19 protein-coding genes are annotated in these 19,346 nt (G+C 57.5%); 7 read left to right on the forward strand and 12 right to left on the reverse strand.

Going from position 1 to position 19,346, the window contains the following annotated elements; genetic code table 11:
• Window positions 1-21 precede the first annotated feature (21 nt).
• The 7 genes from addA to regB form a co-directional block, all read right to left on the reverse strand.
• Complete coding sequence (gene addA / locus KIN_RS09110) at window positions 22-3,420, reverse strand: double-strand break repair helicase AddA (protein ID WP_159806214.1); 3,399 nt, start codon at window positions 3,418-3,420, stop codon at window positions 22-24.
• Entirely contained in the window at window positions 3,417-6,368 is a 2,952-nt protein-coding gene (addB, locus tag KIN_RS09115) for a double-strand break repair protein AddB (protein WP_159806216.1), read from the reverse strand. Before addB ends, addA begins: the two co-directional genes overlap by 4 nt.
• Window positions 6,361-7,047 carry a nucleotidyltransferase family protein gene (locus KIN_RS09120; protein ID WP_159806218.1) on the reverse strand — a complete coding sequence of 229 codons (687 nt, stop codon included), beginning with the start codon at window positions 7,045-7,047 and terminating at the stop codon, window positions 6,361-6,363. The genes addB and KIN_RS09120 overlap by 8 nt, the downstream gene beginning before the upstream one ends.
• Complete coding sequence (locus KIN_RS09125) at window positions 7,040-8,050, reverse strand: aminoglycoside phosphotransferase family protein (protein WP_243144878.1); 1,011 nt, start codon at window positions 8,048-8,050, stop codon at window positions 7,040-7,042. Before KIN_RS09125 ends, KIN_RS09120 begins: the two co-directional genes overlap by 8 nt.
• A gap of 2 nt (window positions 8,051-8,052) precedes the next feature.
• Complete coding sequence (gene tsaE, locus KIN_RS09130; RefSeq protein WP_159807937.1) at window positions 8,053-8,535, reverse strand: tRNA (adenosine(37)-N6)-threonylcarbamoyltransferase complex ATPase subunit type 1 TsaE; 483 nt, start codon at window positions 8,533-8,535, stop codon at window positions 8,053-8,055.
• 72 nt (window positions 8,536-8,607) lie between these two features.
• A complete protein-coding gene (locus KIN_RS09135; protein ID WP_159806220.1) occupies window positions 8,608-10,197 on the reverse strand; it encodes a PAS domain-containing protein in 1,590 nt (529 codons plus the stop codon).
• A gap of 65 nt (window positions 10,198-10,262) precedes the next feature.
• A complete protein-coding gene (gene regB, locus KIN_RS09140; protein WP_159806222.1) occupies window positions 10,263-11,657 on the reverse strand; it encodes a sensor histidine kinase RegB in 1,395 nt (464 codons plus the stop codon).
• Between the two features lie 97 nt (window positions 11,658-11,754).
• Between regB and KIN_RS09145 the strand changes: the two genes are divergently transcribed.
• The 3 genes from KIN_RS09145 (at window position 11,755) to KIN_RS09155 (ending at window position 13,376) form a co-directional block, all read left to right on the forward strand.
• Window positions 11,755-12,369 (forward strand): SCO family protein, encoded by a 615-nt coding sequence (locus KIN_RS09145; protein WP_159806224.1) that lies wholly within the window; start codon window positions 11,755-11,757, stop codon window positions 12,367-12,369.
• Between the two features lie 69 nt (window positions 12,370-12,438).
• Window positions 12,439-12,993, forward strand: a complete 555-nt coding sequence (locus tag KIN_RS09150) for an ActR/PrrA/RegA family redox response regulator transcription factor (RefSeq protein WP_159806226.1) — start codon at window positions 12,439-12,441, stop codon at window positions 12,991-12,993.
• Between the two features lie 77 nt (window positions 12,994-13,070).
• Window positions 13,071-13,376, forward strand: a complete 306-nt coding sequence (locus KIN_RS09155) for a hypothetical protein (RefSeq protein WP_159806228.1) — start codon at window positions 13,071-13,073, stop codon at window positions 13,374-13,376.
• Window positions 13,377-13,412: 36 nt separating this feature from the next.
• Here the strand turns inward: KIN_RS09155 and KIN_RS09160 are convergent, their stop codons facing one another.
• Window positions 13,413-13,577 (reverse strand): hypothetical protein, encoded by a 165-nt coding sequence (locus KIN_RS09160; RefSeq protein WP_159806230.1) that lies wholly within the window; start codon window positions 13,575-13,577, stop codon window positions 13,413-13,415.
• A 104-nt stretch (window positions 13,578-13,681) separates the two neighbouring features.
• Here KIN_RS09160 and KIN_RS09165 point away from each other — a divergent pair, with 104 nt between their 5' ends.
• Window positions 13,682-14,551, forward strand: coding sequence for a LysR family transcriptional regulator (locus tag KIN_RS09165; protein WP_159806232.1), 870 nt, complete (start codon window positions 13,682-13,684; stop codon window positions 14,549-14,551).
• A 2-nt stretch (window positions 14,552-14,553) separates the two neighbouring features.
• Here the strand turns inward: KIN_RS09165 and KIN_RS09170 are convergent, their stop codons facing one another.
• Together KIN_RS09170 and KIN_RS09175 are read right to left on the reverse strand one after the other, a co-directional pair.
• Window positions 14,554-15,036: a GNAT family N-acetyltransferase gene (locus KIN_RS09170; RefSeq protein WP_159806234.1), complete on the reverse strand. Its 483-nt coding sequence runs from the start codon at window positions 15,034-15,036 to the stop codon at window positions 14,554-14,556.
• Complete coding sequence (locus KIN_RS09175; RefSeq protein ID WP_159806236.1) at window positions 15,033-15,626, reverse strand: HD domain-containing protein; 594 nt, start codon at window positions 15,624-15,626, stop codon at window positions 15,033-15,035. The genes KIN_RS09170 and KIN_RS09175 overlap by 4 nt, the downstream gene beginning before the upstream one ends.
• Window positions 15,627-15,740: 114 nt before the next feature.
• Here KIN_RS09175 and ahcY point away from each other — a divergent pair, with 114 nt between their 5' ends.
• The 3 genes from ahcY to KIN_RS09190 all read left to right on the forward strand — a co-directional run bounded on the left by ahcY (window position 15,741) and on the right by KIN_RS09190 (window position 18,352).
• The gene (gene ahcY / locus KIN_RS09180; protein WP_159806238.1) at window positions 15,741-17,126 is read left to right on the forward strand and encodes an adenosylhomocysteinase; all 1,386 of its coding nucleotides are present in this window, start codon (window positions 15,741-15,743) and stop codon (window positions 17,124-17,126) included.
• 27 nt (window positions 17,127-17,153) lie between these two features.
• Complete coding sequence (locus tag KIN_RS09185) at window positions 17,154-17,879, forward strand: extensin-like domain-containing protein (RefSeq protein ID WP_159806240.1); 726 nt, start codon at window positions 17,154-17,156, stop codon at window positions 17,877-17,879.
• A 131-nt stretch (window positions 17,880-18,010) separates the two neighbouring features.
• The gene (locus KIN_RS09190; protein ID WP_159806242.1) at window positions 18,011-18,352 is read left to right on the forward strand and encodes a DUF2853 family protein; all 342 of its coding nucleotides are present in this window, start codon (window positions 18,011-18,013) and stop codon (window positions 18,350-18,352) included.
• A 307-nt stretch (window positions 18,353-18,659) separates the two neighbouring features.
• Here the strand turns inward: KIN_RS09190 and KIN_RS09195 are convergent, their stop codons facing one another.
• Both KIN_RS09195 and KIN_RS09200 read right to left on the reverse strand, forming a co-directional pair.
• Window positions 18,660-19,073 (reverse strand): EVE domain-containing protein, encoded by a 414-nt coding sequence (locus KIN_RS09195; protein WP_159806244.1) that lies wholly within the window; start codon window positions 19,071-19,073, stop codon window positions 18,660-18,662.
• Window positions 19,073-19,345, reverse strand: coding sequence for a YciI family protein (locus tag KIN_RS09200; RefSeq protein WP_159806246.1), 273 nt, complete (start codon window positions 19,343-19,345; stop codon window positions 19,073-19,075). Before KIN_RS09200 ends, KIN_RS09195 begins: the two co-directional genes overlap by 1 nt.
• Between the last annotated feature and the right edge of the window lies 1 nt (window position 19,346).

Raw genomic sequence — 19,346 nt, forward strand, 5'->3', positions numbered from 1 at the left:
GTCTGGCCCTCCGGAAAAATTTCAGTTGGTCTGAACGTATGAACTGCCCTCGGATGGGTCAAGATATATGGCATCTCGCAGCGCGGACCTCACGATGTCGTGCGGCAGTGTCATGAGCGTGGCCGTTTTCGTCCAAAGGATTGCGGTTGCTATCTTTTTCCCGGGATAGATCTGTTCCAGCGCTTCGGCATATGCACCCATTTGCCGCAGAAGCCCGTCCGGCGTGTCGGCCGCGCGCTCCGGAACAACGAAATTCGACTTGAAATCCACAGCGAGAATTCCGTCCTCTGTGATGATGAGACGGTCAATCGAACCATAGATTCGCGCGCCGTTAAGGGACGGAAGGCTGGCGGAGACCGGCACTTCAGCAAGCGTATCCGGCGCAAAGATATCCGTCAGTTCTGGTGCGCGGAGCACGGCGAGAGCTTCAGCCAGCAGACCCGACTCTGCCAATGGACCCATACGCGCAAGCATCGCGAGACCACGGTCTTCGCGCTGCTCATCGGGGAGGGGGGCTAGATGTTCGAGAAGCAAGTGTACCGCAGTCCCGCGTTCTTTGCCGTCATTTGGCTCGGATGTCTTGTCCCTGAAAATCACCTTGGCGCCGCCCAGATCGGACGGCGCGTATGTTTTAGAAGCCGGTCGTGGCGCAATTGTTGATGCATAAGCCCAGTCAGGAAGTGCGCTTTTTTCTGCCATAACAAGCTCGACCGTCTGATGGCGCTGCGGTTCGGGCCAGCTTAGATGTGAAAGGCGCAATGCCACCTCTTGCTCCTGGGGCTGAGTTGCACCGGCGCGTGCCATGCCATCCTCAAGGATCTGATACCAAGTGCTCCGCGCGGTCTTCGGCACTTTCCCCGCACCACAAATCACCAACCAGCTTTCTGCCCGTGTCATTGCCACGTAGAGAAGTCGCATCCGCTCTTCATCCTGACGCGTTTTGATCTGGTCGCTGACGTCTTGAATACATTTGGGCATTTGTTCGGATGGTGGCTTCCAGAGCGGCAGCCCATCAATAACGAAGATCTCGTCGCGCACCGGCTTGGCGGCTGTCAGGGTTTCGGGCAGGATCACAATAGGTGCTTCCAACCCTTTGGCCCCATGCACAGTCATGATACGGATCTCATCGTTCGATCCGTCGAGTTGCCGCTTGATTTCCAGCTCGTCCGCAGCAAGCCATGCCAAAAACGAAGTGAGGTTCGGGACGGAGGCTTGTTCGAACCGTTGTGCCTGGTCCAAGAGCGCCGCAATCCCTTCCTCTGCTGCTGCGCCCAGCCGGGCCACGATGCGTTCACGCCCGCCATGTCGGGTGAGCGCGCGCTCTAACAGATCGTAGGGGCGCAGGAAGTCTGCCTGATCCCGGAGGTCTTTGAGCATCGCGTGGACCTGCGGAAACCGCTCTCGATGTTCTTCAAGCGACTGACGCAGGTAGGAGGGTCTGCCATGGGCCAAGTCATAAAGCTCCGCCTCGCTCAGACCGCAAAGAGGGGATCGCAAAACAGTGGCCAGCGAAAGATCATCCTCGGGCGTTGCGAGGTAAGACAAAAGCGCGGTCAGATCCTTCACGCCAAGTTCTGCACCGACTTTCAGACGGTCCGCGCCCGCAATCGGCAAATCCGCATCCTTGCACGCGCGCAAAAGCTCTTTGAACAACCCATTAGAGCTGCCCCGGCCCTGCACAAGGATCAAGAAATCGCTTGCCCGGATCGGTCGGGTCACTTTGGTGGTCTCGCCGCCATGTTCCTCAAGTTGGGTGATCCGCCCGGACTCAAGCTGTTCCTTGATGAAGCGGGCAACGTTCCGCGCCAATCTAACCGAGTGATGGTCGGTGCCCAGAATATCAACCGGGTCAAACCAGTCCCGCTCCGGTTCGGCTTCTTCCGGTTCGACCACGGGCCAAAGATCGACACGGCCTGGAAGTGCTGACTTGAATGCGTGATGAAGTAGCTGGTCACCCATCCCTTTCCGCAGGTCTTCCGTGAATGTTGCGTCGACAAGCTGCAGGACGGGCTCTGCAGATCGGAAAGAATAGAGAAGGTCCTGCTGTTGTAGATCTTGGCCCAGATCAGACAGCGCCGTGTTGAAGTACTCCCGCATGGTATCAAAGGCCGCGGGATCCGCGCCTTGGAAGGAGTAGATCGACTGTTTTGGGTCGCCCACGACAAATATTGTCCGGGCCTGTGGGCTCTGTGCGCCAACACCCGACGTGAATTCTTGAGCGAGTAGTTGCACGACGTCCCACTGCGCGGGCGAGGTGTCCTGCGCTTCGTCCACCAAGATGTGATCCACGCCACCGTCCAACTTGAACAGCACCCAGGATGCGACCGCGGGGTCCGTCAAAAGCGCGCGAGCTTTCAAAATCAGATCATCAAAATCCAGCTGTGCGGTGCGCAATTTGTATTGGGCGAGCCGCTGCAGGAATACCCCTGCGAAAGCATACAAGATTTGCGTGCGCCTCAGCGCGCGCGCAGCAAACCGATCGTCTCGGGCATCGGCTATGCGATTTCGGAAGTCGTCGAATGCCTCGGCAATCGGACCAAGTGCAACTTTGACGTCTTTGGTTGGCTGAAATTTCTTGGGTGTGCCGCCGGCAGTCAGAAAAAGACGCTCCAATGTTTGCGACGCTTCCAAGTCCGGCACTGATAGATCGAGCACTGACAAAGCGGCGGCGAGCGCTTGGTCGCTCTCCTTCCCGTTTTTTAGTTCTTTCACGACGTCACTGACAAGCGCGTCCTCGCCGCCGATGAATGCCCTTTTGGCCACGGCGGCCTCATCTGCACGGGGATCCAAACCAAACCACTTGGCCAACGCTTCAAGAGAAGCGCTCTGAAATGCCGCTGCATTCTTGGCAATCTCGCCAAGCATTTTATCCGTGTCGTCGCCTCGAAAGTGCTCTGCGAAAGCAGAAAATACATCCGGGCAGTCTTCGGCCATTTGGTCCAGAATTTCGGAGCGCGCAAGCTTCGTTGTCCGGTCATCCATCTCGCGAAAGTTTGGGGAGACGCCCGCCTCTAGAGGGAACCGACGCAGAAGAGACGCGCAGAACGAATGGATCGTCTGGATCTTCAAGCCGCCTGGCGTTTCAATCGCCTTTGCAAACAGACGTCGTGCCTCGGCCAGTGTCTCAGACGTCAGGATATCCGCTGGAACACCAAGACCGGATAGGCTCTCCGCAAGATCCGCGTTGCTCATCATGGCCCACGCACCCAAGCGACGAAACAGTCGGTTTTGCATCTCGCTTGCGGCAGCCTTCGTATAGGTCAGACACAAGATGCGTTGTGGTGGGACGCCGCCCAAAAGCAGCCGCGCGACCCGGTCAGTCAGAACGCGTGTTTTTCCCGAGCCTGCGTTTGCCGACAGCCAGGTGGATTTTCCGGGATCGGCGGCCGAGACCTGCGCGCGGCTTGCGTCGTCCATCATGGACCCACGTCCACCGGGGCTGGTGGGTCCGTGACGTCCCATTCACCGAAGCGGGCCAGCGTATCAAAGTCGTTCGAAAACGAGACTGTCTCCATCGCACGTCGCGACGCGTAGCCTTGGCTGCGGGTTTGATATGCGGCTATCAAACGGACCAGCCCGGTCCGGGCACTGTCCAACTCATCGCTGTCCACGTCGAATATGCGCTCATCGGGCTTTGCGCCCAAGCCTATATAGCCTGCCCGTGCGACGTGAGGCGGCAGGCCGGGAAACCCGCCTTTCGTCGCGATCAGAGCCAACAGTGGAACCTGCTTGTTGAAGTGCTCCATCTGCTTGTTCGACGGGACGCTCCCGGTTTTGTAGTCGTAGATATATGCAGCCCCCAATGGGTCGAGATCGATGCGATCCGCGCGGCCGTGCAATTCAAATGCGATCTCATCGATGTAGAACCTGCCATCTTCTTCGAAGCGGGTGGGGCGGGCTTCTTGCTGGCGCTCTGCTTCTGTGGTCAGAAACCAGTGTGCCACGCGGGACAGATGAGCCCGCCACATCGCGCGGGTCGCAGGCCATGGGACGGTCTCCGAAAACACCCGATCCGCCGTGTTCATCAGTGTATCCACGTTAAGCTTTGAGAGATCGTCACGCGTTTCTGAAACAAACTCTTGCAGCACGGTATGGATGGCTTGTCCGCGTAAGGGGGCGTCCGGCGAGAGGGACAGGGGATCCAAGGCGCGCAATTTCAGAATTCGCTGCGCATAAATTGCATAGGGATCCCGGATCAACGTCTCGATCCGGGTTACAGACAACTTGGTAGGCCTTACAGCGACCGGCGGGCGCGGGGCAGGTCGCCGGGCTGGCGGGATGGTTGTCTTCGGTCGTTCCAGTTCTGCGGCTTTCGCGAGCCAGTCATTGCCGCGACCGCGCATGTGTTGCAGCGCTTCGGCGCCGGTCATCTCATCACCGCCGGGGATGCCTTCAAGCAGATTGCACAGGCGGTTGATCCAGCGAGACGGCACTGTCTCGGCCTCTGCATCCCTGACCGAGCGGGTCAGCCAGACCTCCTTCGCGGCGACAGCTTGTTGAAAATCATGCGCTGACAGACCAATCCGACGCTCTGGTAGCAACAGCCCCGCGTTCTGTCGCATCTGGCGGTTCAGCCAAGGGTCCGGTGGCGGTGTTTCAGGCCAAACGCCATCGTTCAACCCGGCGAGGATCACCAGATCTGCGCCCTGAACGCGTGCCTCAAGCGTTCCCCAGATCATGACGCCCGGGTGAAAGTTCACTGGATCTCGCGCCTCGGCGCCGCTGAGAACACGCCCCAAGATCTGCGTGTAATCTGTGGCCGTCATATCCCCGGCTGCGTCCGCTGCGTCGCGAAGGGATTGCATGACGTCTCTCGCGGTCTCGCCGGAGGCCTTGCCCCAAAGCGCAGGCGTCTCTTCTGCATCCCGCGTCAATTCCTCGGTGACTTGGATATGGCGAGACGCAAGATCAGTCATCGGTGTGGTCTGTGCGACGTGCAACGCGTCAATACAATTGAACACCGAATCTACCCAGCGGGTCGCATCCGGATCATCGCGCCGCTGCTCTGCCCATTTCAGAACAGCCGCCCGGTTCGGAAACGCCATTTTCCCGCGGATGGCCTGAAGTTCCAGATCACGGGTACGCAGGAGGTGCGTGCTGCGATCAACTCGGGATACCAGCGGATGCTTCAACAGCGCGAGGAATGTCTCTGAGGTCAGTGGGCGCATCATGATGTCTGCGGTCTGACGCAGCAAACGTCCCGGCGCGGTCTGGGCCAATGGGATCCCGCCGCTGTCATCGGGAACGATGCCCCATCGTTGCAGAGCTGCGGTAATTTGACGGGTCAGCGTCCGATCCGATGTGATCACCGCCGCAAGCTGGTTGTCTTCGACGGCCTGCCTGAGCCGCAATGCGATCGTGACTGCTTCGGCGCGCGGGGTCTTCGCCTCTATCAGCGAAAGGTTGGATGTGGCGTTTGGCAACTCGGTCAGTTTTTTACCATCGGTTAGCCAGCTGTCTGTCACCGGCGCGGGCCTGAGCGCCAAGGAAATTAGCTGGTTACGCGCGGGACTGTGGGGCTTGTGATCATGCCACGCGGGGACATCTCTGTTTTGCAAGCCCAGCGACTTTAGGAGCGCGGCAAACCGGAATTGCGGATGATCTTCGAGAGACAATGTGCCCGGAGCGGGCGCCATCAATCGGTCCCAGATCGCGGACGGCAGATCAAAATCATAGCCAGGCAGAATAACCGCCCCTTTTGGCAAGCGTGAGACCGCCTGCATCAGCAGATTGGTTGTACCGCGCGATCCTGTTGAGCCGGCGATGATGATGGGATGGTTCGGTGCGCGCACCTCCCACTCTGCGATCTTTTCCTCTACGACAACGCGTTGCCGCTCTTCGGTGTCCATCGCAGTAGTGTCCGACAGCAGATCGCCAACAATCTCCAGAAATGTCAGGCTGCGCGCCCAATGGGCGGAATGTTGTTCGACGTCGAGCGATTTGAGCACGTCGAAAGAGACGCCTTCGCCCTGCATTTCATCCATGAGCGTGGCAAGGCTGTCAGCCAGATCATAAGCGCTGTCCTCGGCGGCCAGATCGGGGGCCTTTTCGATCAACCGTTTCACCAGACGCGCCAGTTCAAGCCGCCGTCTCAGGGGGTCAACGGGCTCCGCCGTGATCCGGGCCGTAGGATCATTTGCCAGATCAGTGATCAGTCGAATTTTCGGAAGAAAACATGCACCCCCTTGCTGGAAAAGCGCGACGATCCTGCGACGCATGCGGGTTGTGTTCACGAAAAGCTCGACCTTAGCCATTGCGTGAGGTGGTGTATCCGCCAGCCTCTCTTTCAATCCATCCGCGACATTGGCTGGGAAATCGACCCCCGGTGCGACACCGAAAAGCCTTGGCGTGTCTGAGCTTTCAAACATAACTCAGCATATCTTCTGCCAAGCCGATCCCATCGGGCGTTCCCACATCCGCCCACATTCCGGGATAGATCACCCCGTAGGCCGTCCGCCTTTCAAGCCAGATGTTCCAGAGTTTCCAAAACGAAAAGGCGCCATTTGGCATATCAGCGAATGCTGCGGTCTTCACGATCTGGGCGCCTGTGTAGACATCGCCGCGGCTGCTCTTGATCAATCGGCCCGTGGGATCCGTCTCAAAGCTGCCCGGACGAGTATAGCCAACTGTGCGCTCGAGCGGGACAAGCAACAGCAACGCATCCATCTTGGAAGGTCGCCATGCGTCCGCCAAAATCTTCAGCGGGTTGGGGCCGGCCCATGCCGCATCGGAGTTCATGGCGAAAGCAGCCTCCCCCGGCAAATGAGGCAGGGCATTCTTTAACCCGCCCCCGGTATCCAGAATTTCCGGTTCTTCAACCACAATCTTTATGGTGCGCCCCCTTAGATATGCCTCGACCTTCGCGGCATGGTAGTGGGCGTTCACCACGATGTTCAGTCCCAGATCTTCTGCCGGAGAAATGGCGTGTTCCAGCAGAGGTCTGCCCGCGACCTCGATCATGGATTTTGGGGTGTTTTTGGTCAGATGCCCCATTCGCGTTCCGAACCCTGCCGCGAAGATCATTATGCTCTCTGGGGTGTCAGACATGGCTTTGCTTGATCTTTGCAATCACGTCCGGGCTCGGGTTCGGCAAAAGCGGCCCGACGCACTTTGCCAGATCGCGCAACGCTGGGTGCTGCAGATCGCTTTGCAGATTGCGCCAGACCCGCGGCAGAAGATCCGGATAGTGTGGCTTGCCATCACGGACGCATAATCGCGTGAAAACACCCAAGATACGCAGATTACGCTGGGCGCTGCAGGCGGCATAACTCGCGCTGAAACGATCGCGTTCAAAGTTCATTTCAGTGCAATATCTCTCGAGTGTGGCTCGTTGAACCTCTCGGCTGACATCCCGGCGCGCGTCTTTCAAAAGTGAAGCCAGATCATAGGCCGGATCGCCCAGCATTGCGTCCTGAAAGTCCAACAAACCAACACGGGCAGGCCCATCACGGTCCGGCAACCAGATCAGATTTTCAGCGTGATAGTCCCGCTGCGTCAAGACGGTCGGCCCGATCATATGCTCCGTCAGGGTCTGATAAACGCTCTGTTGAAGTGCTGCGCGATCCTGACCTGTTGGTACCTTTTCCGCACCATATGCGCCGTACCAGTCGACCGATAGCAGGGCCGTCTCGGTCATCGCATCTGCATCATAGGGCGACAGGTTTTGTGGCGGTGCCGCCTTATGGGCGACGAGAAGGGCATCAATGGCGCACTGATAGAGATCCATCTCGGCAGTGTCGTCTTTTGCCAAGACGCGGGCATAAAGAGCGTCGCCAAGATCCTCGATCAATAGGACGCCGAGGCTTTCATCGGCGTCATAAATCTTTGGCGCGCTCAGACCGATGGACAGAAGATGATTTGCAATCTTCACGAACGGCCTGACATCTTCGCCTTTCATTGGCGGGGCGTCCATTAGGATTGCGGTGCCATGGTCCTTGTCCGTCAGGCGTTCATATCGCCTGTTGCTTGCGTCCCCCGCGATTGTCCTGCGCTCGGCACTCGCCCATTTTGTCCGTGCGAGAAAGGCACTGATCTCGTCTGTTCTCTGCACCCTTACTCACCCGCCTGTCGTTTGAGCAGACCTTCTAGGCCTGAAAAGCCTTCAAAGCTACCGGATAGCGATAGGGTCCGCGCGTCGTCGTTTATAGGATCGGGTGCGAAGGAAAGCGTCAGTGCGTGAGCGGGGGTCAGTTCGCCCAGCCTATCCGGCCATTCGATAAGACAAATCGCGGTGTCGAATGCTTCTTCAAGTCCCAGTTCAAACAGCGCCTCGGGACCTGTCAGTCGGTAGAGATCCGCATGCCAGATCTCTTGGTCCGCCACGTCATAAGTTTGAACAAGGGTAAAGGTCGGTGAAGGGACATCTTCAACCAGACCTGTCTGGGTCATCAGATGTTGAATGAAGGCGCGGGCAAAAAAGGTTTTCCCAGCGCCCACAGGACCCTCCAGCAGAAGCGTCGCGGGTGCTGTCGCGCTGTCGGCAAACGCCTGCGCCAGGGTCAGGGTATCGTCTAGGTTTTTGAGGTGGATTTGGATCGCTTGGGCCTGCCCGTCGAAAGAAGGTGTTTGCCCATTTTGACGGGATACCCACGGTCCCGCAAGCGGTGATCAACCGCTCATGCGGGCGCGGTTGGGCGGTACAACTGCCATAGGAACGATGGTCTCACGAACTTGCGCATCCGCTTCGGTGAAGCCCACAAGTGTCGTGTTTCCGGGCAGTGGTGCAACTCTGCAAATCATGGCGCGCCCGTCGTTGAGCGTCACCATTCCAGACCATTCCACGCGTTCGGACATCTGAACCGAGAAGTCCCGCAAGTCGCCCCAGATCGGCGACGGCATTGTCTTTTCCTGCCATTGCTTGATGGCATCCACGACACTGATCTGCGCCACTTCGCTCATCGGATCGCTGCCCCACAGGGCTGTGTAGGCAGCGTTGGCCATGGTGACGACTCCTTCAGGACCGAAGATCGCAATCGCCTCTGGAATACTGTCGAACAGCGACTGGCTCAGCTCCAACTCTTGGCGGAACTTTCGGGTCAGGGACATCTCGGCCGTGATATTTTCGATCAGAAAGGCGATGGCGCCTTCCGGATGGGGACGGCCGGTGACGCGGTAGATCTGGCCGTTGGGTAGGGTCCAGGTCTCGCCATAGGTGCCGTCTTGCGCGGATTGCTCCAGCTGGGCGATTTTCTTGCGCCAGTCACAGAAATCCTTCCGCTCCGGGATCATGCGACTTTCCCGCAATTGATTGAGAAAATCGTAAAGTGTCGGCCGTGCCGACAACCACTCCGGCCGCAGGGAGGTCAGTTCCATCAGCGCGGGATTGAACAAAACCAACTGCCGAGACTTGTCAAAAATGGCGAGGCCCGTCGGCAGGTAAGCGAAAGTCTGTGTGAGCGTCTGCATATAGCTGCGCAAGGAGTTCTCGGCCTTGACCGTCGCGTTGGCGTCGAATGCATAGTGCAGGCTGGATTCATCGCGACCGTAGCTTGCGATCTCGAACCAGTCGGTATCGCCGCTGAGTTTTGTGAGCTTCGATCGTTTGGGGACGGCCTGTTCCCCCGGACACGCCACGGGGCTGCTGTCAAAGAGCCGGGGGATCGGCCATTTCGCAGCATTCTTGCCTTCCTCGGAATCCTCGACCAAGTCACGATAGGCTTTATTCACCCAGTCGATGTTGCCGCCAGCATCTTCGCGCCACATGGCCACCGGGGATGTTTCCACGGTGCCGCGCAGAACCTGCAATTCGGCATTGGCTGCTTTTGCACGATCATGATCTACAAGGATCTTGCGGGACAGCGGTGCTGCAATTCCCGTCACAGCAACCGACAACAGTCGATCGTCAAAGGTAACTGCGACGCTGATGGGACCGCCAGATGTCAGATCGTGCAGCGTAAACGGAATTTTCAACTGCTCCGCATTGTCGAGTCTGTCTTGCAAAGCCGGGAATAACGTCGACAACCGGCTGATCAGTTGGTGGAAGATATCCTCGTCCAGATCCTCGACGCTCAGCGCTTGTTTGGCCGCCGGGGAGGTCGCCACAAGCTCGCGATTCTCAAAAGTGAAAACATGGGGCTCACTGTATTGAACCTGCCGCGCGGTTGGTGGAACGGCTTGGCTGAAGAGCCATAAAACAAGGCCGCCGATCCCAAAGCCACCGAGCAGGACCAATGCCATAGGAAGGAGAGCAATTGACATCTTTTACACCACCGGTCTTTGATTCAAGATCGGACGATCCTGACTCCGAAGCGGTTAATGCAGCGTTAAATGGGGATGGGACGGTTTTCGCCAAGCGCTTGGGTTCCTGGGGTGACGTCGATGACAATCGCAGCACTCGGCCAAACAACTTCGGCAATTGCACCGCTTCGGTCATGCCCCGATCCAGGCGTCTCACTATCTATCGATCCGTTCGCAAAGATCGTTTCCGCTCCTGACCGTTCCAGAAGGGTCTTTGCGATGAAAAGACCCAGGCCCATGCCTTCGTATTCCGGCCGCTCACTTGATTTTGCCTCTCGCGCCCGCCTGCGGATGAACGGATCACCGATGCGGCCTAAAAGATCCGTCGGATACCCGTTGCCGTCATCGATTATCCTGATCGACACATGATCGTCTGACCATTTCGTATCGATCCAAACACTACAGCGTGCGAAATCGACAGCGTTTTGGATCAGGTTTCGCAGTCCGTGTATCACCTCGGGGCGTCGCTGGATGTTGGGCATTTTGCGTGCCCCGCCCGGGGAGACCACGTAGCTGAAATGTACCTCCTTCCCGCGGGCCATATGTGGCTCTGCGGCTTCCTCAACCACCGCGCTCAGGGGGGCTGTTCGCAGGTGAAGGTCATCCTTTCCTGTGCGTCCCATAGAGCGAAGAATGTCGCGGCATCGGTCCGCCTGTTCCCGGATCAGTTCTGCATCCGCGCGCAGCGTGGGATCTTCCAGTTCCTCAACCAGTTCCGAACTGACCAGCTTGATCGTGGCAAGTGGCGTTCCCATCTCATGCGCTGCCGCGGCAACCACACCGCCAAGATCGGTAAGTTTCTGCTCCCGTGACAAGGCCATCTGGGTCGCAAGTAGGGCCTGGCTCATCGCGTAGGTTTCTGCTGTGACGCGCCGAGCGTAGATCGCCAGAAACACGATGCCAATCATCATGGCGGCCCAGAACCCGAGAACAAAAAGGGGCGGCATCCGAAAAACAAAGCCATTCGCATCCTGTAACGGCACGTGAAAGTAGCTCAGAAGCGTGACGAGAATGATCGCCAGCCCGCCCAAGATGAGGGTCGGCTGCGGCTGCATCGTCATCGCAGACACAGTCACAGGCGCAATCATCATCAGCGCAAATGGATTGTTCAACCCGCCAGTCAGATAGAGAAGGAAGCCCAACTGCAGCAGATCGAACAGCAACAGCAGAAACACTTCTTGTTCCAGCAAACGGCGATTTTCGGGATAAACAAAACCCGCGACGAGGTTGGTGATGACCAACGCACCGATGGCCAGAAAGCACCAACCGATACTGATGTCAAAATTCAGGCCGTAGGTGGTAGTAAGGATTGCCGTCGTTTGGCCCATCGCGGCGAGCCACCGCAGCAGGATCAAGGTCCGCAGTCTGACCATACCCCGGCTGCCGTGGCGGTTCAGCCAAGCTGTGGTTGGTGCTACCATAGCGCAGATGTGATGCGTCGCGTCATTATGAACCGTTGATACGGGGCGCTGGATAAAGGATCAACTGAGGCAAATCTGCAGAGAAGGATTCCGGACCATGAAACTCTATGCCACAGTTGCTGCAGGCGCCGTTGTCGCGATGGTCGTGGGGCTGGGGGCCTATGTCATGCTTGCGGGAAATGGGGACGATCAGTTCGCCCAATGTTCGCAGGCCACGACGGCGGGCGGTGACATTGGCGGGCCCTTCGAACTGGTCAGTGAAGATGGTACGACGGTCACGGACGAGGATATTCTCACCAAGCCGACTTTGGTGTATTTCGGGTATACCTACTGCCCCGACGTGTGTCCCTTGGACGCAGCCCGCAACGCTGAAGCCGTCGATCAACTGATTGGGGGTGGATATGACGTTCAGCCCGTCTTCATTTCGATTGATCCAAACCGTGACACCCCTGAGGTTCTGACAGAGTTCACCGATGTAATGCATCCTGATATGATCGGTCTCACAGGCTCCCCAGAGCAGGTGCAGGCGGCTTCTCAGGCCTATCGAACCTATTACAAGCGCCAGCCGGGTGAGGACGATTACTACTTGGTCGACCACTCAACGCTGACCTATCTTATGCTGCCCGAACACGGGTTTGTGGACTTCTTTCGGCGGGATGCGACAGCACCACAAATCGCTGAAACCGTGGCTTGCTATGTGAATGCAAGCTAAGCGAGATTTGACCTGAGGTAGGTTGAAACCTAGGTTTCAAATCATCACGCACCGGGAGGATGCCGCGAAATGGTTGAGAGAGCGCTGAACGACATTGGCGAAGATACGTCATTGCTTATCGTGGATGATGACGAGCCGTTTTTGCGTCGTCTGGCCCGCGCAATGGAAAAGCGTGGCTTCACCCCCGAGATGTCTGAAACCGTTGCGGGTGGCAAGGCGATTGCCACTGCGCGCCCCCCTGCCTACGCCGTGATTGATCTGCGGCTTGAGGATGGAAATGGTCTGGACGTGGTCGAAGTTCTGCGTGAACGGCGGCCAGAGTCCAAGATTGTCGTTCTGACCGGTTATGGTGCCATTGCGACAGCTGTCGCCGCAGTGAAGATTGGCGCGACGGATTACCTGTCGAAACCTGCGGATGCCAATGACGTAACGAACGCCCTTCTGGCCACCGGCGACGAGCTTCCGCCACCGCCGGAAAACCCGATGTCGGCAGACCGGGTGCGTTGGGAGCATATTCAGCGTGTGTATGAATTGTGCGACCGCAATGTGTCCGAGACCGCGCGGCGATTGAACATGCATCGCAGAACGCTTCAACGAATCTTGGCCAAACGCTCGCCACGATAGTCTGCTTTCCGATGAGATATGCGAGCGGCTGCGTCATCCTGAGCATTGGTTGCCTGCTTGGATGCGTGGAAATTCCCATGGAGTCCCCGGCACAGACCATTCCTTATACGCTGGATGCAAATGGCATTCAGTTGGCCGACCGCCCGCTGCGTATAGATTTTGGCCGCACGGATCATTCGACCATGACGGCGATGACAAAGCTCACTGGTCAGCCTGCGCAACGGCAGGTCGGATGCACGAACGGTTTGCGCGCGCTGACGTGGCGCGATGGTACGGTTCTGGTATTCGATACGACAGAATTCGTGGGTTGGGTGTCTGCGGCGAACGGGTCAGATCCCCGCCGGACCGCGGGGCTCTCGTGCCCGTCGCCGCAGACCCTTTGAGCGACGTTTGACGCGACAGGGAGACGCGTCAGCGCCTCACCAAAGGTCGCGGTAGCGGGTCGCGCGGTAACGCTCCTGGTGTTTGTGAGCGCGGGGACTTCTGATGTAGCGATCCGCATGTTCCTTAAGATGATCCGGATAATCCGACGCATTTCCGTCGCGAAGATCCTTGAGCAGAATATGGGCGAGAAGTGTAAGCATGACTTCGATCCTTTCGAGGTATGTCAGACAATACCCGCGTAAATCTCTAAAAGTCGAAGCATTAAGAGTTGCAGGATGTAAGCTCAGCTATCAGGTTGTAATTTATGGACTGGCGTCAAATCCCCTCCCTTTCGGCCCTGCGCGCGTTCGAAGCAACGGCCAGGCTGTCGAGCTTCAGCGCAGCAGCACGTGACCTGAATGTGACCCACGCGGCGATTGCGCAGCACGTGCGGGGACTGGAAAGCTATTTCGGGCGGTCGTTGGTTTTCCGCCAAGGGCAGTTCATGGAGTTGACCGCCGACGGAAAAGCCTTGGCGACGGCGTTGTCTCACGGGTTCGAGACCATCAGCGAAGGCGTCCATGCTCTGCGGGTGGGAAAAGAAACGCGCCCGTTGAAAATTGCACTGACCCCGACATTCGCCGAAAACTGGTTGATGCCGCGGGTCGGTGCCTTCTGGTCAGCCCATCCTGGTATCGAACTTGCGCTGGTCCCAAGTGGTGCTTTGGTGGATCTGCAGCGCGACGATTTCGACCTCGCAATCAGATACGGGCATGGGCACTGGCCCGGTACCCAGGCCGATTTCTTGGCACCCGCAAACTACATCATCGCCGGAACACGTGCGCTGATTGGGGAGTGTGCGCCGGCCCACATCTCTGATCTGACCGCCTTCCCTTGGTTGTTCGAAACAGGCCGGGACGAACAACGTGTTTGGGCTGCCGAGGAAGGTCTGGATCTGAAACGTACGCAGGTGACCGAGTTCGCGACAAACGGGCTTGTCCTGTCGGCGGCGCGCGCAGGATACGGTCTGACCATGCAGGCGCGGGCTTTGATCGAAGCGGATCTGGCAGCGGGCACTCTGGTGTGTGTCTATGAAGCCGAGCAAACGTCGCTGGGCTATTACATTCTGACCCGCGCCGGCCTCGTGTCTTCCCGCGCGCAGACCTTCATAAGCTGGCTCAAATCAAGTGCCTAGCGTCAGGTGAGATCCAAGCGCTTGTGAATGCGATCCACAGGCGTCCCGTCGTCCAGAGGGATGTTTGCGCTGACGCTGTGATCTTCGAAACCCATCTTTGAGTAATAGGCGAGGCCACCCGTATTGTCGCCGCGGATTGTGGCATTGATCTCCGTAAATCCCGCGGCGCGACACGCAGTTCGCGTTCTGGCAAACAAGGCGCTTCCGATACCGCGCTGTACGCCGCTGACTTTCGCAAAGGTGGCTATGCCGGCGATATGGTCGTCAGGCGGATCGAGCGGCTCAATCCACTGGAAGCCTGCCACGCATCCGTCCCGCTCTGCCACATGCAGAAAGGTCTTGCTGTCCGGCGCATCCAGCAAACGGTCGAAATAGGAGGCTGAGACGGGCTTTTGGTAAGCCGTCGTACCGCCGATTGTGATGATCTCATTCAGAATGTCGACGAGTTGCGAAACGTCGTCCTGGTTTCCCAATCTGATCTTCACAACAAGGCCTCCGACAATTGATTAAAGCGCGTTATGAAATCTGCCTTTACCTCCATCGGTGGGCGCGGACTGAGCACCACAGGCAAAGCCAAATCGTCCGGAGGCGTCCCGAAAAATTTGTTTGCCTCTTCAATGGAAAACCCGGCGATCTGGGTCGCCTCCAGCCACGCGCTGATCCGGTCCGCTTTCTTGATCTGCCGCTTTATGGTTTGCGGAAGCGTGGCGGGCAGTCCGAACCGCAAATGGATAGCGGCGGTCAGCCGACTGTCGAGTTCGGCATAACCGGGCCCCACGGCGGATTTCACCGGACTGATCATGTCACCGATCACATATTCTGGCGCATCATGCAGCAGTGCGGCCAGCTGCCATTTAACCGACGCCTTTGGTTGAGCTGCGGTGAAAAGCTGTTCGACCAGAACGGAATGTTCGGCCACCGAATAAGGGAAATCTCCGAATGTCTGCCCATTCCAGCGCGCGACGAAGGCCAGCCCATGGGCGATGTCTTCCAATTCGATATCCATAGGCGTCGGGTCCAACAGATCCAGTCTGCGCCCTGAAAGCATCCGTTGCCACGCGCGTGCGGGTTTCATCCTGCCTGCCTCATATCGTTCAGTTCGTCGTTATATGTCCCGATAGCGCATTGTCGAGGGCGGGGGGCGGTGCTATCTGCCCCAAAACGCATTTGACCTTTGGAGGCAGCCCACATGGCGCAGGATTACATCGTCAAGGATATCGCTCTGGCCGCATATGGCCGTAAGGAACTTGATATTGCCGAGACGGAGATGCCCGGTCTCATGGCCCTGCGGGAGGAATACGGCAAAAGCAAACCTCTGAGCGGATCGCGTATTGTTGGTTCGCTGCATATGACAATCCAGACGGCCGTTCTGATCGAAACGCTTGTCGCGCTGGGCGCTGATGTCCGCTGGGCCTCTTGCAACATCTTCTCGACCCAAGACCACGCGGCGGCTGCAATTGCCGAGGGCGGCACGCCTGTATTTGCGATCAAGGGTCAGTCGTTGGAAGAACACTGGGACTATCTCGACCGGTCTTTCCAATTTCCCGAAGGCGCAAATCTGATCCTCGACGACGGGGGCGATGCCACGCTCTATGTTCTGCTCGGCGCGCGGGCCGAGGCGGGCGAGGACTTGGGTGTTGCGACCTCCGAAGAAGAAGAGGTCATTCATGCCCAGATCAAGAAACGCATGGAAGAAACACCGGGCTGGTTCACCAAGACCCGTGACGCGATCAAGGGTGTGTCCGAGGAGACGACCACAGGGGTGCACCGGCTCTACGATCTGGTGAAAAAGGGCCAGCTTCCGTTTCCGGCGATCAACGTGAATGACAGCGTTACCAAATCCAAATTCGACAACAAGTACGGCTGTAAGGAGTCACTCGTCGACGGCATCCGCCGCGCAACCGACACGATGATGGCGGGCAAGGTTGCGGTTGTGATGGGCTACGGCGACGTGGGCAAAGGCTCCGCCGCGTCGCTGCGTGGTGCGGGTGCCCGCGTGAAGGTGACGGAGGTCGACCCGATCTGCGCACTTCAGGCGGCCATGGACGGCTTCGAAGTTGTGCTTCTGGAAGACGAGGTCGACAAGGCTGATATCTTCATCACGACGACCGGCAACAAAGACGTGATCCGAATCGAGCACATGCGCGCGATGAAGGATATGGCCATCGTCGGTAACATCGGCCACTTCGACAACGAGATCCAAGTGGCCTCGCTGAAGAACCATAAGTGGACCAATATCAAGGAACAGGTGGATATGATCGAGATGCCGTCGGGCAATCGGATCATCCTGCTTTCTGAGGGCCGTCTTTTGAACCTCGGGAACGCAACCGGTCACCCATCGTTCGTGATGTCAGCATCCTTCACCAATCAGGTGCTGGCGCAGATTGAGCTTTGGACCAAAGGCGAGCAATACAAAAATGAGGTCTACATCCTGCCCAAACATCTGGATGAAAAGGTTGCGCGCCTTCATCTGGGCCGGATTGGCGTAAAGCTGACCAAGCTCGACAAGGATCAGGCGGATTATATCGGTGTGGCTGCAGAAGGTCCGTTCAAGCCTGAACATTATCGGTATTGATCCAAACGGTATTTGCGGACCGTCTGAATGCGTTGGCTCACGGCGATATGGCGCGCGGGGATCGCGCTCTGTATCGCGGCGCTTGTGGGATATGGCGTCTATGATCTGCATGCGCGCGAAGACAGCCCGATCCCACGGGAATGGAACGCTCTGAAGCGGCTCTATATCAGCGATCCGGTCACACCTTTGACGGGGTACAAGCTAAGCGCCGCCACCCGTGACCCGCAAATTTGTCAGGCCGTTTTACAGGATGGTGGTGTTCAGTTTCGCCCGATGCCGGACTTGGAAGCCTCGCCGCAGTGTCATATCCGCGGCCGGGTTTCTCTTACAGGTGTCGGCGCAGCCTGGATTGCCCCAGTAGAGACCCGATGTGCCATCGCGTTGCGCATGGCGATGTGGGAGCAGCATGCGCTGCAATCTGCGGCAACGACCCATTTGGGAACCGATCTGACAAGGATTGAGCATTTCTCAAGCTATAATTGCAGGGCGATCCGAACGGGTGCAGGAATATCCAACCGCATGAGCACACACGCCACCGCTGACGCCATCGACATCTCCGGGTTCCAATTTGCAGACGGGCGACGGATCACGCTCAAGGATAACTGGTCCGGACCGGCGGATGCGGCCAATTTCCTGAAGGATGCCAGAGACAGTGCCTGCCGATGGTTCGAAACGACGCTCGGGCCCGACTACAACGCGTTACACGCGGATCATTTCCATCTGCAATCCCGCGGTTGGGGTACATGCCGGTGATGCACCTTGCCTCTTTTTTCCCCGCTTTTTTCTTTGTCACAGGCCTCTTTAGCGATTAGCCTATGACATAAGACCCTGCTGCAAGGGTCGATCGAGGGGCAGGTGCCCGTTCTTAATGGTGGGAGATATCCATGGGTAAAAGAGACGAACTGATCGAGCGTTATGCGGATGATCTGAAGAACAAATGTGGCATGACGCCTGATATGGACCTTCTGACAAAGGTGACGATCGGATGCGGTCCAGCGATCTATAATGCGGACGCGTCCACCGTATCGGGCAGCGACAAAGAAGAGCTTGAGACCGTCAAGAACAACTTCCTTATTAAAAAACTTGGTCTGTCGGACGGCCCGCAGCTGATGGAAGCGATCAATTCAGTTATCGAGACCTATGGCAAGTCAGAGCGGAACAAGTACCGCGCGGTTGTCTACTACATGCTGACAAAGCATTTCGGCAAAGAGAGCGCTTACGCGTAAACGACTGCCGACACCGGAGGGCGCCCATCACGTGATCGAGGCGCCTTCTTTATATTTGATTAACCTCAATACATTGCTTTTAAAAGAAAATGTCTGAGTTTGGAGTTTGCCAAACGAGAAATGTCGGGGTATGACTTCGGTATCGGGCCAGGAAGGCCGGAACCAGATTTTACAGAACACGTGTGGTGCGACAGTTAGCACGTGGGGTAGAGGAGGGTTCCGGGGGGTCGGAACCCTCCCATTTTTTTTCAGCGGTTGATATTCGGTTCTGATACGCCTTCGGGCGCATCACCCTGACTCGACCACCTTAAATTCCCGCCATCTCGCAGACAATTTTCCATTCGTCTTCCGTGACCGGTTGGACAGATAGACGTGAGTTCGTGACAAGCTTCATATCCGCTAGCCGCTGATCCGCTTTGACCATGTCCAAAGTGACCGGGGTTTCGACGGGCTTCACGGCCTTGATGTCTACGCAGTCCCATCTGTCATCGTCCGTTGTGCTGTCTTGATGCGCCTCGGCGCAGACTTCTACAATGCCGACGATTTCGCGATCTTTTTGGGAATGGTAGAAAAATCCGTGATCCCCCAGCGACATCTCGCGCATGAAGTTCCGGGCCTGATAGTTGCGGACGCCATCCCATTCCTCGCCAGCGTCACCCTTCGCAACCTGATCGTCCCATGACCAAGTCGAAGGTTCAGATTTGAAAAGCCAGTACCGCATCACCCCACCACCTTGTTCCAGACCTGTATTCTGACATCTTGGAACAGGCCTGCTTTCGCGTAGGGATCGGCGTCCGCCCAGTCTTGCGCTTGGCTCTGTTCTTCTACTTCGAGGATCAGCAGTGATCCCGCCATGTCTCCTGCGTCGTTTAGAAGAGGTCCCGCCATCTCAACGATCCCGCTGTCGGCGATGTGCTTCAGATGTGCTTCGCGGTTGGCCTTCCTGATATCGAGACTGTCGGGCTTGTCGGTACAGATCAGTGCCACACGCATA

Source organism: Litoreibacter roseus, assembly GCF_009811795.1.
Lineage (GTDB): Bacteria > Pseudomonadota > Alphaproteobacteria > Rhodobacterales > Rhodobacteraceae > Litoreibacter > Litoreibacter roseus.